The sequence below is a fragment of the Chryseobacterium culicis genome, from assembly GCF_900108365.1.
Classification (GTDB): Bacteria; Bacteroidota; Bacteroidia; order Flavobacteriales; family Weeksellaceae; genus Chryseobacterium; species Chryseobacterium culicis.
Map to the genome: position 1 here is coordinate 24,793 of NZ_FNWQ01000002.1, position 16,089 is coordinate 40,881.

The window sequence follows — 16,089 nt, forward strand, 5'->3', positions numbered from 1 at the left end:
CGCTTAGTTCACTTTTTTAGGAAAGGTTAGCAATAGATCTCTATAATATTCATATTGCTGCTTTCTCAATTCATTTTCTTTAGTTAAGTCTTTTCTGATGGATGTGGTAAGCGTATCAAATTTATCAAGAATGGAAACAATGCGAGCTTGTTCTTTAAGGGATGGAATAGGAAAAACGATTTTTGCTAAATCATTAGCTGAAACATCAATAACTTTAGCTCCTTTAGCGTACTTAGCTTTCTTTTTTGCAAACATCTCTGTTTGAGTGTAGTAAGCAAGAAACTTTCCTATTATTGTAGTCCCAGGTTTAAAAATAGTTGCGTGCCCTCCTGTCACCGCAGTTTCTTCTCCTAAATAGACAACTGCTTTTCCGACATCATCTAAATTTTCACTGGTATTTGTAATAATTACGTCACCTTTATTTACTTTTTTTAATTTCTCAGCAGTTTTTGGCGAAACAAAAGATATTGTCTTGGTAGTATAAGTATCATAATGGGTGTAAATTTGTCCGTAATGTATTGCCGGAACGCCAGCTTCTGTAAAGTCAGCTTTAGGTAGCCCATTACCACGAACAAGTTCACCAACCTCCCCCAACGTTTTGCATTCCACTTCTCCATCCTCAAAGCTCAACAATTGCTCACGATAATAAGTATACTGCTGTTTAAGCGCTGTAAGCTCAGCTGTGAGATTGGCTGTAAGCTTAGCTGTAAGTTCGGTAAATGTATCAAGGATAGCAACTATCTTTTGTTGAATTTCAAGCGGTGGAATTGGAATTTGGAATTTATCTGTATGAGGTACTGATATTTGAGGCATTTGCATTCTATTTCCAATATTTTGAAAATATGGTTCATTTATTTTCAAATAATAAAAGATAAACTTAATACTGATGTTATTATTTTTAGAATGATAAGACCACATTTCGTTTTTATGCGAAAATGGCATGTCATAATATTCAAATTCAATTACTCCACGAGATTTTACTATTATTGAAGGTTCTTTATTAATATCTTTTTCGGGAATATCAGAATAATTAAAAAATGCCACCGTTTTTCCCCCTGCAAATATTTTTAAGGGAGCATTATCTTTGTGCAGTTCTTTCATTCGACCAGCCGTAATATTCGTCCCTGTCGTTCTTACAAGAGCTTCCCCCAGCATTTTCCATTCTACTTGCACACCATCCAATAATTTATCTAAAACACTCATGCTTCAATCTCTTTAATAATGTTAGCAATTTCAGTACGAAGTTTTGTAATATTATCAACGATCTTATTAACTTCTGCATTCAGCTCAACAATGTTAATTTTTTGGCGAGTGTCTTTAGCTTCTACATAACTGCTTACTGAAAGATTATAATCGTTTTCGGCAATTTTGTTATTGTCAATATTTACAGCTATATGTGGATCATTATCTTTTGTGTCGAAGAGTTCCATGATTTTATCAATGTGAATGTCATTCAATACATTGTTGTTGGTCACCTTTTTAAAAAAGTTCTCACCAGTAGCATCGATAAATTGTGTTTTATTTTCTGTTTTGTTTTTTGCAAGAACCAAAATATTTACAGCTATGGAAGTACCATAGAACAAATTAGGAGCTAATGCAATTACGGTTTCTACAAAATTATTATCTATCAGATATTTTCTGATTTTCTGTTCGGCGCCGCCACGGTAGAAAATGCCGGGAAAGCAAACAATAGCAGCTCTACCTTTACTTGAAAGATAACTTAAAGCATGCAGTACAAATGCAAAATCAGCTTTTGATTTAGGGGCTAACACGCCAGCTGGAGCAAAGCGGTCATCATTTATTAAAGTTGGATCATCAGAACCAATCCAGTTCACCGAATACGGAGGATTGGAAACAATGGCATCAAATGGCTTGTCATCACCAAAATGAGGTTCTAAAAGAGTATTTCCAAGTGCAATATTAAACTTGTCATAATTGATATTATGCAAAAACATGTTCATACGTGCCAAGTTGTAGGTGGTATGATTTATCTCTTGCCCAAAGAAACCTTCTTCAATAATATGGCTATCAAAGTGTTTTTTTGCCTGTAACAATAAAGAACCAGAGCCTGCTGCCGGATCGTAAATTTTATTTACTGAAGTTTGTTTGTGCATGGCTAGCTGTGCAATAAGTTTGGAAACGGTCTGAGGTGTAAAGAATTCCCCTCCCGATTTTCCTGCATTAGCAGCATAATTAGAAATTAGAATTTCATACGCATCTCCAAAAAGGTCTATTTGACTGTCTTCAAAGTTTCCGAAATTCAATTCTTCAACGCCTTTTAAAACGGCTGCTAAACGACTGTTTTTATTGGCAACAGTATTTCCTAAACGTGAACTAGTGGTATCAAAATCGGCAAACAGCCCTTTAATATCCTGTTCTGAAGGGTAGCCATTTGCGGAACTTTCGATTGAATTGAAGATATCCTTTAATTCCGTATTTAAATTTGGATTTGTATTGGCATTTTTAGCCACATTCTCAAAAAGCTGACTTGGATAAATAAAATAGCCTTTGGTTTTAATGGCATCGTCTTTAATCTCAGGCGTAATTACGCTGTCTGGTAAAGCTGCATAATTAATACTCTCATCACCTGCCTCAATGTAACTGCTGAAATTTTCACTTATATATCGATAGAAAAGTGTACCTAGAACAAATTGTTTAAAATCCCATCCGTCTACTGCGCCACGTACCTCATTGGCGATTTTCCATATTTTATTGAGTAATTCCTGTTTTTGAATTGTACTAGTCATTTATATAAATGTAAATTTATTATATTTTAAAGTTATAAAACTAGTCAAATATACGCATAGAATTAAAGATACGGAATGAAGTTAATCACAACATTTTTTGTTCCAGGTTCAATGGAGTCATTTTCAAAATATTAATTTTACAGATTGTTTTATCTTTACAGAAACCACAAATATGAAAGCATTAAAAATCTACAGCATTTTTTCAACTATTGCAATTATCGTTTTATCAATTGGTCTAAATCAAACGAATAAAGACTATATCAAAGCCAAAAAAGAATTTAGAGAAACAGAAGAAGTTCTAAAACAATGTTCTGAACGTTATTATGAAGAAATTGGTAAATAATAAAAATCCTAACTTTAGTTAGGATTTTTATTGTGTTTATTTTACATGTTTCTATAGGCTTTTTTTACTAATTCGCCTTGACGTTGCTTATCAAATTTTAAAAGTTGATTTTTTTCTTCAACTTTTATGAAAAATTCTGACATTGATATTTCAAAAAAATCACATATTGCAAACAGTTTACTACAGGTAACATTATGTTCAGTTGATGTGTATCTTTCTAAACCTAAATTTTTCCCTATTTCATTGAAGTATTGATTGTTTTCATCTAAAACTGCAGTGCCTTTTTCTTTATACAGATCCTTAATGACTTCGGATATAGCTTCTGTCAATTCAGGTATTTTGATTTGTTTTCTCATAAAAACAAAAGGACTGATAAAAATTATTACCCACAATTACACATGTGTAAATAAATTTGTATATTAGCGAAATATTACATTAAAAAAATAATGTAATTTTGCGATACTTCAAAGAATAATAGAAGCTATTGCTTAGAATCTCGATTCGAAAACTGGTAATTTTTAACACACGAGACGATAAGCAGGAAGCTCACGACCTAGGCGTGGGCTCTCTTATCTGTGTGTAAGGTATACCAGTACCCCGAATCGGATAATGTAGAGTTCCATGCCGTTTTATTTTCCAATGCTGTTCTGCTTTTCTACTTTATTCTACTTCTAAGCTGCTTATCCATATAGAGTATCTACGACACGTTACAATGGGGTGTACAACCCATTGAGGCTTTGCAGCTTTCAGAGAACACAAATTTCATTCATATTAATTTTTATGATATGCTTTGGGTAGGGAGTGTTTTTATTACTAGAATGCTTCCTCCCGGGCATAAAATTTACGATCAGGAATCTAAAAAAACATACAAGAAACAGAAAGTGTAGAGTAACCATAGAAAAAAGAAAGCCCTTTCCGCATGATAGTTTATTGGCATTAGACTGTGCAGGAAAGAGCCGTGAGCTTAATTTAATTAAACGTATTCAAAAGTATGAAAAAAAACTTTTGCAGCCTGAGTCATCTTCAAATGGCTTTTGGCTTCACATTGCTCGCTTCTAGCGTAGCAATAGGGCAGGTGCGTACCATTTCAGGTACTGTCACAGAAAATAATAAGCCGTTACAGGGAGTATCGGTATTTCAACAAGGTAGTGAGTCCGTCGCAATTACAAATAACAAAGGGTACTACCAAATTCAAATTGCAGGAGCCGAAGCAGTTCTTGTGTTCAGGCATCCGGATTATCCTGATCGTATGGTGGTGTTGGGAGATCGTAAGGTAATGAATATTACATTAGGAGGGCAGGAAAAGGAGATTGAAGAAGTTACTATTAATGCAGGATATTATAAGGTAAAGGAAAAGGAGAGTACAGGAAGTATTGCCAAAGTAACTGCAAAAGACCTCGGAAATCAACCTGTCAATAATGTACTATCTTCAGCACAAGGAAGAATGGCGGGAGTAAGTATTACCCAAAATTCGGGTATTGCAGGCGGAGGCTATGATGTGCAGATCAGAGGAAGAAACAGTTTAAGAACATTATCCAATAGTGCTGTAGATGGAAATCAACCGCTATATGTTCTGGATGGTGTTCCCATGTCTACGTCAGTGACCTCTACTTTTTCGTCACAAATACTTCCTTTCAGAAATATTAATCCATTAAATAGCCTAAATCCCAATGATATTGAAAGTCTTGAAATTTTAAAGGATGCAGATGCAACGGCAATTTATGGGAGCAGAGGAGCTAATGGAGTCATTTTAATTACTACAAAAAAAGGAAGTAAAAATAAATCTACCATTAGTATCAATTCAAGTTTGGCTTTCAGTAGTGTCGCATCTCATCTGAAAATGATGAATACTTCAGAATATATTGCCATGCGTAAATCAGCATTTACAAATGATAATATTTCTGCATATCCAGCAACGGCATATGATGTAAATGGAGCTTGGGATGAAAACCGTTACACTGATTGGCAAAAAACACTGATTGGTAAAACTGCCACAACTTCTAATATGAGTGTAGGTTTGTCAGGAGGCTCAGACGGCTGGACTTATCGTGTTAATGTCACACATAATGAGCAAACAACTGTCTATCCTGCAGACTATCAATATAAAAATAATACCTTATCAATGGGGTTCACTCATAGATCAAAGGATAAAAAATTAAATATTGCGCTGTCAAACAATTTTTCACAGCAATTTAATAATGTGATCAATGAAGATTTAACAACTACAAGCATCTTTTTAAGTCCTAATGCTCCAGCATTATATAATGCAGATGGTTCATTAAACTGGCAAAACAATACTTTTACCAATCCGATGGCTTCCTCGGTTGTTACGTATCAGAATGATACAAAACAGATTAATAACAGTCTGAATATTTCTTATCAGATTTTTCCCAATATAAGTTTCAGTATTAATTCTGGGTTTAATTATCAGAATTTTGAGGAATTTAATTTAAGACCTCATACAAGGTATAATCCTGCTTTCAATTTTACAAGCGCCAACGGGTCAAGTACTTTTACAAGTAGTTTTTCTTCATTTTCGTATAATGTAGAACCTCAATTGACAGCAGATTATAAATGGGGAAGACACAAATTAAATGTACTGGCAGGAACTACAATCAATTCATCTGAATCTAAACAATCTTCTATTCAAGGTTCCGGATTCGAAAGTAATGCACTTATGATGAATATCAATGCAGCAAAAACAAAGATATTTTCTGATATTATTTCTACAGACTACAAATATGTTGCTGTTTTTGGAAGGGTAAATTATCAGCTGGATAATAAGTATATTATTAATTTCACAGCAAGAAGAGACGGCTCCAGCCGCTTTGGACCGAATAACAGATTCGCAAATTTTGGAGCTGTGGGAGCAGCATGGCTCTTTTCAAAAGAAAATTTTTTGAGTAGTAAAAAATGGCTGAGCTTTGGTAAAATAAGAGGAAGCTACGGAATAGCAGGCAGTGATAATATTGGAGACGCTCAATATCGTGATACATATTCTGTCGCGTCGTCAAGCATTTATAATGGAGTAGTAGGACTTGTTCCCACCAGATTGTTCAATGGAAATTTTAGCTGGGAAAAAACAAAGAAACTTGAATTTGCACTTGAAACCTCATTTTTTAAAGATATAATAGGGCTTAACATCTCTTGGTTTAGAAACAGATCAGATAACCAGCTAGTAGGATTGCCTTTGCCTGCAACTACAGGATTTACCTCGGTTCAGGCCAATTTGGCAGCGACTGTTGAAAACACAGGTTGGGAGTTTGAATTTAGAACTTCCCCAATGAAAACAAAAACGTTTTCATGGCAATCAGACTTCAATCTGACCATACCTCGAAACCGCTTATTGGCATTTCCGGGGCTTGAAGGCTCTACCTATGCCAATCAATATGTCATAGGTTCTAGTACATCTATTGTTAAACTCTATAATTTTATAGGAATCAATCCCAATACAGGGCTTTATTCATTTGCCGATGTCAATGGAGACGGTAAAATTTCATCTCCCGATGATAATAAAAGTATCGAAGATTTAGCGGTTAAGTTTTATGGCGGATGGTCAAACAGGTTAAGATATAAGAATTGGGATTTATCGTTTCTATTTCAATTTACAAAACAACGAAATTATAATTATCATAGTTACATGCCTGTTGCAGGAACGATGAATAATCAGGCTCAGGTAGTTTCGAACGTATGGTCTGAAGGTAATCCAACAGGGTATTATATGCCTTTTTCCACCGGAGTTAATGCGGGAAAAAATGCCGCTCATGCCAATTTCATGCGAAGTACCGCAGCAGTAGGTGATGCATCATTTATTAGACTGAAGAACGTTCAGCTTAATTATAGAATCCCTTTCAATAATGCTGCTACCACAGAGGTTATTCTGTATGTTCAAGGGCAGAATGTTTTAACGTGGACAAAATATTTTGGACTAGATCCGGAATTTGTAACAACAGGCTTCTTGCCTCCCTTAAGAACATGGTCAATTGGAACTCAAATTAACTTTTAAATCTTACAAAATGAAAAATATTATTACAAATATATTTAAGTGTCTGTCATTGGGTGTTGGGATGACTTGCTTTTTTTCATGTGAAAAATTTATTGACACAGACCTACCCACAAATCAGATAGGAACTTCTGAGGTATTTTCAGATGTATCATCTGCAAATGCGGCTTTAGCAGGTTTATATGCCGAATTATGGAGCTCTTCAATGATTTCAGGGGATGTTACTGGTTCAGCAGCTATTCTGGGAACATATACAGACGATCTTACCTGCTACGCCCCTTATATTCAAAATGGGTTAGTCGATGTATATAACAACGTACAAATTCCAAGCAACACCATTGTTTATAATTTGTGGTCGAAAGCTTATAAACAGATCTATTACGCAAATTCAATTATCAAAGGGGTTAAAGAATCTTCTTCAATTTCTCAAGTAAATAAAGACCGATTAATAGGTGAGGCAACTGTCATACGCTCTCTGCTGTATTATAACCTATCACAAATTTTTGATGAAGTACCTTATACTGATACTACGGATTACCTATACAATAGCCAGTTAAAAAAAGTAAGCAAGCTTCACCTCATGTCAAATCTTGAAAGTGATCTTCAAACTGTATTAATTGGTTTGAACGATCAATATGCTAATCAGGAAAGAATCTATGTCAATCGAAAGGTGGCAGAACTTCTATTAGCAAAGGTATTTCTAAGTCAGGAAAAATGGAATCAAGCAGAAAATCTGCTTTTTCAAATTACGCAGTCTCCTTTATATGTCTGGGAGGCAGATTTGAGTAAAGTTTTTACCAAAACAGGAAAACATATTTTATGGCAACTAAAACCTGCAAATTCAACAGATGCTACCAAAGAATATCTTCTCTATAATTTTACGACAAGCTTACCAACATCTTTTTCATTATCGGATGCTTTAGTGAATTCCTTTGAACTAGGTGATCTACGAAAAACAGCTTGGATGCTTCCAATCGTAATCAATCAAAAAACCTATTTCCGTCCCATGAAGTATAGAAATCCCGCAAATTCCAATACCACTGAAAATTCAGTAATATTTAGAATTGAAGAAGTGTATTTATTGTATGCTGAGAGTTTAGCGAATCAGAATAAAATACAGGAAGCTAAAATAATAGTGGATAAAATTAGACAAAGAGCAGGATTGAATCCTTTACCTATAGGTCTTTCAAAACAGGAAATGATTGACAAAGTTTTAGATGAGTCCAGACATGAGTTTTTTGCTGAAATGGGACATCGTTTTTTTGATCTTAAGCGTTTAAAAAAAATAGATATTCTTGCTTTATCTAAACCAAACTGGAAAAGTTTTCATAGTGCATTTCCAATTCCTGAAAAAGAAATGGTCATTAACCCTAATCTTAATCCGCAAAATCCTGGATACTGATGGGAAAGTTAATGATATTCCTATTAATGTGTATATATCAATGGGCATATACACAAAAGGAAAAAGATTCCATTCCCTACACCGAACAAAATAAAGCCTATGATATTTATTTAAAAAGTACATCGAAAGAAGGGAAATGGATAGCGTTTTTTAAAGTGTATGATAACAACAGTGACAGCCTTTTCATAATGAATCGATTAAATCCAGACAAAAAATATTATAGAATAAAGGTTTTAGATCATCAATGGAGCAAGGATAAGCTCATTTTAAAATATCAGAATCAAACAGAAATTTTTGATTATCGCAATGGCAAGAACAAGATTTTATCCGCTTGCGAAAGCATAGGTACAATAGAACATGAAAATGTACTTGTTCTAAAAACCTCAGACAACGTACAGATTTACGATTTAAGTAGAGAAGAAATAATCGATCGTATTAATAATGTTATAAATGTTTTTTACGTAAACAACCGTATTTATCTGCAGATTAAGGAGAACAATAAATTTCATCTCATAGAATGGAGTGAAAGGAAGAAAAATAAACTCTATTCCTCGCCAGAACAGATTTCGAACGTTGTGGGAGCACAGGTTAATTCATTTTTAATATTAAAAAAACAGAGAAACCAGTTGAATGATATTATATATTATAATACGAAGCATCAATTGGAATATAAGTTTTCAGAAGTTCAGCCACTACAGTTTAATTCGGCAACAGCATACCAGAGATCCGACGGCAGAATTGTGATTAATGCCGAAAAAGTTAAAGATAAAAAATCAGCTGAAACACCGGAAATTTGGTTAACATCTGACAATAACCTTATTGAGAAATTTAAAAAGTCCGAAACAACAAAGTTTCTCTGGTCACCAATAGAAAAAAACGTTAAGGTAATGGGAACGGACAAGTTAAACAGGGTAGTGGATATTGGCAATAAGACTTATTTCTTAGCTTTTAGTTTTTCTGAATTACAGGACTATACAGCTAAAAAAGTACCTGCTATAGTGTATCGTTATAATGCATCGAGTAATCAATATGATTATATTGATACAATAAGATCAAACGTCAATTATTCTCCTGATGGTAACTATCTTATTTATAGGCATGGACGAAAATGGAAGTTGTTGGATGTGAATACAATGAGATATAAAGATGTAGAAAATCTAAACTTTGAGAATGCTTATTTTACAGATGAGAATAATGTTTACTTTGATGGCTCCACAGGTATATGGAAATATAATAATAAAGTAAGTAAGATTAAGCAAGTGTTCACAAATAATAAAGGCAGTTGTAAAATTTTAGATTTTAAGAATAAATCAAACTTTGCCAATTATCCTTTTGAGCTTTCATTTTATTCTAAAGTTCTTAACGAACTTAACTATATATTCGAAGTGAATGATGAAGCGAGTTTGACGAAATCTATATTTGAAAAATATGCGGACAAGTATTATCAAATAACTGATTTTACGACATCTAAAATGATTTATCAGAAGACAGATAGGGCAAAAAATGCTTATTTATTTACTGAAGAGAATTTCAATAAACCCAAACGTATTATTGATTTAAGCAGAGCATCTCCTAAAAAGGTAGTTTTTCAATCTAATACTGATGATAAGGATCAATCGAAAATGAAAGTGGAAACTATCAAATACAAAAATATGGAAGGTGTTGAGCTCAAAGGTATTTTATATTATCCTTTAGAGGTTGAAGCAGGAAAGAAGTATCCAATGGTGGTACATGTTTATCAAATTCAAAGCGATAAAATTAATGAATATCCTCTTTTTTTAGAAAACAGTGTAGATGTTGGGTTCAGCATCAGGAAGCTTATTGAAAAAGGATATTTTGTCTATATGCCGGATATTGTTTTTGATAAAAAAGGAACTGGAATTGCAGCATTGGATTGTGTTAATAAATCAATAGACGCTTTGAAAAATAATCAGTTGATTGACTTTAATAGGATGGGCTTAACTGGACATTCGCATGGGGGATATATCACCAATTTTATTGCTACGCATTCAGATAGATTCGCAACCTATGTTTCAGGTGCTGGTAATAGCGATATTGTTAGATCATATTTCTCATTAAATGAATATTTTGTAAGCCCTTTTTACTGGCAGTTTGAAAATGGACAGTACGAAATGAATACTCCGTTTGTAAAAAACAAAGATCTATATTTCAAAAATAATCCAATATATTATGTAGAAAACGTATCAAAACCAATGCTTTTGTGGACAGGAAAAAAGGATTTGAATATAGAATGGGGGCAAATCATGGAATTTTATATAGGACTAAAAAGAAATAATAAAAATGCAACGGTCTTGGTTTATCCAGACGAGGGCCATACGATTATTTCTAAAAATACTGCTAAAGATCTTCATCATAAGGTTCTGCAATGGTTCGGTTATTATTTGAAAGGAGAAAAAAAAGCAGAATGGATAAATTAAAAAAGGATGCCTGTGGGCATCCTTCTTTTTTAATTTCTGTGTAATGTTACTCCGCATTCAGTTTCACTTAAGAACTGCTGCATAACTTTGGGGGAGCCACCAATCAACTCTGTACAAACGGGTCCGCTTGTAGGGTTGCAATCAACTTCTCCTACAAAGATACATTTCTCATCAGGAGCTGATGCGTCAAAGTAATAAGCTGTTTCGCTTACTTTTTTTTCTGTTTTTGCCTTATTAGTAGCAAAAGCACTTCCGACACCAAATACCAAGATGGCTACGGGAACTAGAATGGTTTTAAGATTTTTCATAATAATAAAGTATTAAGATGTGCCTACAATTAATTCAGGTTTTCGGCATTACCTGTGAAGCTGTTCAAGTATCGGTTGCGCAAAATGATACTTGACAATTTCATTTCCAATTAAAATGTATAAGTACTTACCATCAATAAACATATCCTTTAGTTTTTCACCATGGCGATCCAGTACTAAAAAACTTCCGGAATAATACTGCTGATCCGTCTTATAAATATCAATGATGCTTGCTTTGTTCCATTGCAAAATTCCGTCATGAATTGCTTTGGAATTTGAATTAATAAATAAAAGCTTATCTGAAATGACTGCATTTTTTACAGACTGCTGTAAAGGATTTTTAATTTTCGTAGTTCCATCAGACAGCTTAACAGTTTCCATACTTTGCTCCTTTTTGAAGCTGATTAATCTAAATTTGTTATGCTTCCCTAATGTATTGTTAAATGAAACAAATTCATTTTTATAATAATATACATAAACAAAAGATTTGTTTTCTAAATCGGAGATAAGTAAGCCGTCATTTTCTATGTAACCTGTATTTCCTATTCCAAGAAGATCATAATGAAGATTCATTTGATGATTTTTATAATCTCCAATGATAAAGGTTTTGTATTTTGAACTCTGTGATCTAAATAAAAAAGAATTATCTGAAGTTGCATGCAGTTGATCAAAATACATTTCATCAAAACTTACAATACGTAAAGAATCCGTTTTCTCTAAGCTTCCTCTATAAATAATTGGTACAGTCCCATCATAGATGTAATAATTTGGAGATTGCCAAATCACTTTAAGGCTTTTAAAGGGATGAGTCTTTGTGTTTAAAGGAATTCTAAATTTTGAAAAACCTTTAAGGTCTTTTCTTACAATGGTAATATTTAAAGGAGCTGTGGTATTTCCTAAATAAATATTACTATCATCCTGCCCGGCAAAGTAAAAAGAGTTATAATTGAGATCAAGTGATATTTCATTTTCTATCGCATGCGGTATATATCTACGGGTAAAATTATTATTTATTCTTAGCTGCTTTTCTGATTGAAGGTATAAAAGCAATACACTAAGAGAACTTAAAATGATGATTACAGAAATTAAAGAAGTATAATGTAATATCTTAGTTTTTCTATTAATTTCAACTAAAATAATTGCAATAATCAAGACCAATACGCAAACTATATTAAAATACAAATGCTGTCTCCAATTCATATTTTCAAGAATTCCTCCACAGGAACAAGGTACAAATTCACTGTACTCAAGAATTAAATAAATATAAACAGTAAAAGCAGACATAATACCTAGCGAAGAGTAAAGTCCAATTAATTTGCTTTTTTGAAAAATAAGTGCTACAACAATAATCAATTCTACTATAATGACCAGGTATGAAATTGTTCCAGCATATGAACTAAGCAATGGTGATTGAGCAATTTGAACCTGAAAATTCTCAAAATCCAATATTTTACTTACGCTAGCATATATAAAGAGTAAAATGAAAAAATATACTGTTGTTTCGATTATTAGTTTGGTTATATTTTTCATAGTAGTGTTAACATTTATATAATAATATCCATGATACTTTTATTCCCCCATAATTGGGCATCTTGTTTTTTTGAAGTATAAGCATGGTTGTAGTGTATTTACCAATTACTTTCCACATGCCACTAATAGGACATTCTGTGCCTGACTCAACAATTGTTTCTTTTTTATTATCCATAAGTTGACTAATTAGATACTTTCCAATTGTCCCGATCTTTAGGTGGATCGGTTTCTGTAATCTCTATTTCTTTCTCTTGACTGGTGCTGTCTGATTTCGAAGAAATTGTATAATGATTTTCCTCTGTTGCAAGTTTTGGAATTTCATTGTGATCTAAAATTTCTTCTGATTGACATGACTGTGCGGTAATGACTAATAAAATATTTGCTAGAATATAGATTGTTTTAATGTTCATGATTTGGGATTTAAAAGTTGATTAATCCCGGCCGGTGTTAGGTGTTACTGTTAGAATTCTGAAGCGAAATTAGAAAGCTAAACCTTCGAAAAAAAAAGTTTAAAGACCTGATTTATAAACTGAAAATGCTTTTTTTATAAATCAGGTCAGACTGTTTTAATATTGCAAGGTGTTGATATTCAGTTATTAAATCTCTTCTATCATGTTTTGTAATTCCCTGCCTTTGGAAATTACTTTAAGCTCTGTTCATTTTGCTTAATTTTATGTCATAATTACCAGATAATAATAATTTACTATGAAAACTATTTTTGGCTTGAATAGAATGTCAATCATTCTTCTGTTTTTTTGTGTTTTTTTCAAGGCAACTGATTTCGAGAAATTAAGAGCAGCTTATGATAATTTTGCAGAGAATGATGAGAGAGGATTGGAATTTGTTGCCTTATATATTAAGCAGGCTAAAGCTGAAAGTAATTTCAAGGAATTATCTCAGGCTTATCGAGACGCAACAAGCTTTTCAGAAAATAAAAAACTTCTATATGCAGACAGTATAATATGGGCCGCTCAGCAATCAAAAAATCTTGATGTTATTGGAAATGCATATTTGACAAAAGGAAGTGTTTATTATTTTACTTACAGAAAATATCAAAAAGCCCTTGATGAATATCTTAGAGCATGGGGATATCTGAAAAATTCCAATAATTCATATTTACATTATAAGAATTTATATCATATTGGATTGGTAAAGAGTTATTTAGGATATTATGAAGAAGCATTTCAAATTTTTTCAAAATGTAGATCATATTATCAGGTTTATAAACTTAATGATAACCTACCTAATTTAAAATACAATACCAAAAAAGGTTATTTAAACAGCGTCAATCAAATGGCTATCTGCTTATTCTATCAAAATAAATTAGATGATGCATCAGAACTTATTGAAGAAGGGATGAGAGAATCTGCAAATGACTTGAATTTTGATATAGAAAGAAGCTATTTTTATAAACTAAGAGGAGTCTTAAATTTTATTAAAAAAAATGATAAAATGGCATTGTCCGATTTTAATATTGCTTTAATAGGAATAGAGAAAAAAAGGGACTTTACAAATACTTCACTAATTTACTTTTTAAAAGGGAAAATTTTTCTGAGAAATAATCAAGTAGAAGAAGGATATGCCAATTTGAAGAAAATAGATTCCATATTTGTAGAACACAGATTTGTTTTACCGAGAGTCAGGGAGGCTTATGAATTACTTATAGATTATTGTAGAGATACAAAAAATGCTGAAGATGAACTCTATTACACTAAACAACTTTTAAGTTTTGATAAAATACTATCCACAGATTTTAAATATTTATCAGGAAAAATTTATAAGGGATACGACACAGAGGATTTGATTCGTTCAAAAGAAAAATTAGAATCATCCTCATTGTTTGGTTATATTATAGCCGGAGCTACAATAACGACATGTATTTTATTTTCAGGGGCTAAATATTACCAACTCAAACAAAAAAAACCAAATAGTGGAAATAAAAAAGATCAATCAACTGATCCACTATGCCTTAATGAGAAAGATAAATTACCACAGAAGCTATCTAAGCTCACGGATAAAGTTGTAAATGATATTTTGAATAAATTAGAAATCATGGAAGAAAATAAATTTTATTTAGAAAAGGGGTTAACACAAAATCAACTTGCTAAAAGATTAAAAACAAATACAACCTACTTATCTGGTATTATTAATGAATACAAAGGTTCAAATTTCAATACATATATTAATCTTTTAAGAGTGGGGTATGCTAAACAAATGCTCACATCAAATAACGAATGGAGGAAGTATTCAATAGAAACCCTAGCGAAAGAATGTGGATTTACGAATAGATCTAATTTTTCTAAAATATTTATAGAAGTTGTAGGAGTTAATCCAGTTGAATTTGTGGAAAAAATCCAGATGAATCGTATAGAGTAGCCAGCTTCCTATTTAATTCGTATTTTTTAATAAAAAATATGGATAACAACTTATTTATTAAAGAATGTAAAATAAAATTAAGTTCTTTAGAAAAAAAACTAAATCTGATCGAATCCCAGTTTCAATATGAGAAAGTCGACTTGTGCGAAAGAGCATTAATGGAAATTGATATTCCTGTGAGGGAAATTAAAACTTTATTAGCAGGGTATAAATTTGAAGCCCTTGCAGAAGAAATTTATTTCTTTAAAATAATTAAACCTCAATTTATTTCTAAGTTCATTTATTATTCTAAATTACTTTCAATAGAAGTTGCTATTCCAAATGCCGGAAAAGCCGTACTTAAAGAATATTTTGAATGTGAACTTCTGACGCTCAAAACTTTTTATGATCAATACACTGATTTTTATGAATATTATCGTCGTAAAGCAACTTTTCTTGACGATAAGTACTTTGTGAGGAATCAGTTCGATCTTAAAACAAAGCTTGAAGCAGGACTTTACGACTACGATGAAAAGTTTGCGACTTCTCATGATCATATCGTGTCACAAATCATAGCCAACGATTTACTTGAAAAATATCTGTTGGAAGCAATCAAAAATATTGATGGATATACTTTTAAAGAAACAGAAGAAAAACTATTTTTATCATGGTCTTCTTCAAAGTCCTCATTGATTGAACTTCTTTATGCTTTATACAGTTCGCATGCTTTTAATGGTGGAAACATTGAGTTTTCTGAAATTGTTCGGTATACCGAGAAAACTCTAAATATTGATCTTGGAAATTTCTACAAAACTCTACATGAGATCAGGAATCGAAAAACAAATAAAACTAAATTTTTGCAACTTTTAAACGAAAATTTAAGTAATAAGCTGTTAGAAGGCGATTAAAAAAGTTATAAAAATGATACTTATTTTTTCATAGTAAATTTTTTTTAGAAAGACA

General features: G+C 32.3%; 13 protein-coding genes. 6 read left to right on the top strand and 7 right to left on the bottom strand.

What is annotated here, in order from left to right; translation table 11 throughout:
- Positions 1–3 precede the first annotated feature (3 nt).
- Positions 4–1,203 carry a restriction endonuclease subunit S gene (locus BLW74_RS06455; RefSeq protein WP_089690773.1) on the bottom strand — a complete coding sequence of 400 codons (1,200 nt, stop codon included), beginning with the start codon at positions 1,201–1,203 and terminating at the stop codon, positions 4–6.
- Positions 1,200–2,747, bottom strand: coding sequence for a type I restriction-modification system subunit M (locus BLW74_RS06460; RefSeq protein WP_089690775.1), 1,548 nt, complete (start codon positions 2,745–2,747; stop codon positions 1,200–1,202). Before BLW74_RS06460 ends, BLW74_RS06455 begins: the two co-directional genes overlap by 4 nt.
- A gap of 172 nt (positions 2,748–2,919) precedes the next feature.
- Here BLW74_RS06460 and BLW74_RS22355 point away from each other — a divergent pair, with 172 nt between their 5' ends.
- The gene (locus tag BLW74_RS22355; protein WP_167358390.1) at positions 2,920–3,090 is read left to right on the top strand and encodes a hypothetical protein; all 171 of its coding nucleotides are present in this window, start codon (positions 2,920–2,922) and stop codon (positions 3,088–3,090) included.
- Positions 3,091–3,131: 41 nt separating this feature from the next.
- Here the strand turns inward: BLW74_RS22355 and BLW74_RS06465 are convergent, their stop codons facing one another.
- A complete protein-coding gene (locus tag BLW74_RS06465; RefSeq protein ID WP_089690777.1) occupies positions 3,132–3,446 on the bottom strand; it encodes a hypothetical protein in 315 nt (104 codons plus the stop codon).
- 635 nt (positions 3,447–4,081) lie between these two features.
- Between BLW74_RS06465 and BLW74_RS06470 the strand changes: the two genes are divergently transcribed.
- The 3 genes from BLW74_RS06470 to BLW74_RS06480 are packed head-to-tail and all read left to right on the top strand — an operon-like array spanning position 4,082 to position 10,933.
- Positions 4,082–7,096, top strand: a complete 3,015-nt coding sequence (locus tag BLW74_RS06470; RefSeq protein ID WP_089690779.1) for a SusC/RagA family TonB-linked outer membrane protein — start codon at positions 4,082–4,084, stop codon at positions 7,094–7,096.
- A 10-nt stretch (positions 7,097–7,106) separates the two neighbouring features.
- Positions 7,107–8,495: a RagB/SusD family nutrient uptake outer membrane protein gene (locus tag BLW74_RS06475; RefSeq protein ID WP_089690781.1), complete on the top strand. Its 1,389-nt coding sequence runs from the start codon at positions 7,107–7,109 to the stop codon at positions 8,493–8,495.
- Complete coding sequence (locus tag BLW74_RS06480) at positions 8,495–10,933, top strand: alpha/beta hydrolase family protein (RefSeq protein ID WP_089690783.1); 2,439 nt, start codon at positions 8,495–8,497, stop codon at positions 10,931–10,933. Before BLW74_RS06475 ends, BLW74_RS06480 begins: the two co-directional genes overlap by 1 nt.
- Positions 10,934–10,962: 29 nt before the next feature.
- On the opposite strand, the gene BLW74_RS06485 is transcribed toward BLW74_RS06480, so the two are convergent.
- Genes BLW74_RS06485 through BLW74_RS06495 form a run of 4 tightly spaced genes read right to left on the bottom strand, consistent with a single transcriptional unit; the run spans position 10,963 to position 13,181 of the window.
- On the bottom strand, positions 10,963–11,241 hold the full coding sequence (locus tag BLW74_RS06485; protein WP_089690785.1) for a DUF6520 family protein: 279 nt from the start codon (positions 11,239–11,241) through the stop codon (positions 10,963–10,965).
- A gap of 48 nt (positions 11,242–11,289) precedes the next feature.
- On the bottom strand, positions 11,290–12,771 hold the full coding sequence (locus BLW74_RS06490; protein WP_139265709.1) for a MauE/DoxX family redox-associated membrane protein: 1,482 nt from the start codon (positions 12,769–12,771) through the stop codon (positions 11,290–11,292).
- A 7-nt stretch (positions 12,772–12,778) separates the two neighbouring features.
- On the bottom strand, positions 12,779–12,946 hold the full coding sequence (locus tag BLW74_RS22360; RefSeq protein ID WP_167358391.1) for a hypothetical protein: 168 nt from the start codon (positions 12,944–12,946) through the stop codon (positions 12,779–12,781).
- 7 nt (positions 12,947–12,953) lie between these two features.
- The gene (locus BLW74_RS06495; protein ID WP_089690790.1) at positions 12,954–13,181 is read right to left on the bottom strand and encodes a hypothetical protein; all 228 of its coding nucleotides are present in this window, start codon (positions 13,179–13,181) and stop codon (positions 12,954–12,956) included.
- Positions 13,182–13,476: 295 nt separating this feature from the next.
- On the opposite strand from BLW74_RS06495, the gene BLW74_RS06500 reads away from it, so the two are divergent.
- Together BLW74_RS06500 and BLW74_RS06505 are read left to right on the top strand one after the other, a co-directional pair.
- A complete protein-coding gene (locus BLW74_RS06500) occupies positions 13,477–15,147 on the top strand; it encodes a helix-turn-helix domain-containing protein (RefSeq protein WP_089690792.1) in 1,671 nt (556 codons plus the stop codon).
- A 38-nt stretch (positions 15,148–15,185) separates the two neighbouring features.
- Positions 15,186–16,034, top strand: a complete 849-nt coding sequence (locus tag BLW74_RS06505) for an RteC domain-containing protein (protein WP_089690794.1) — start codon at positions 15,186–15,188, stop codon at positions 16,032–16,034.
- Positions 16,035–16,089 lie beyond the last annotated feature (55 nt).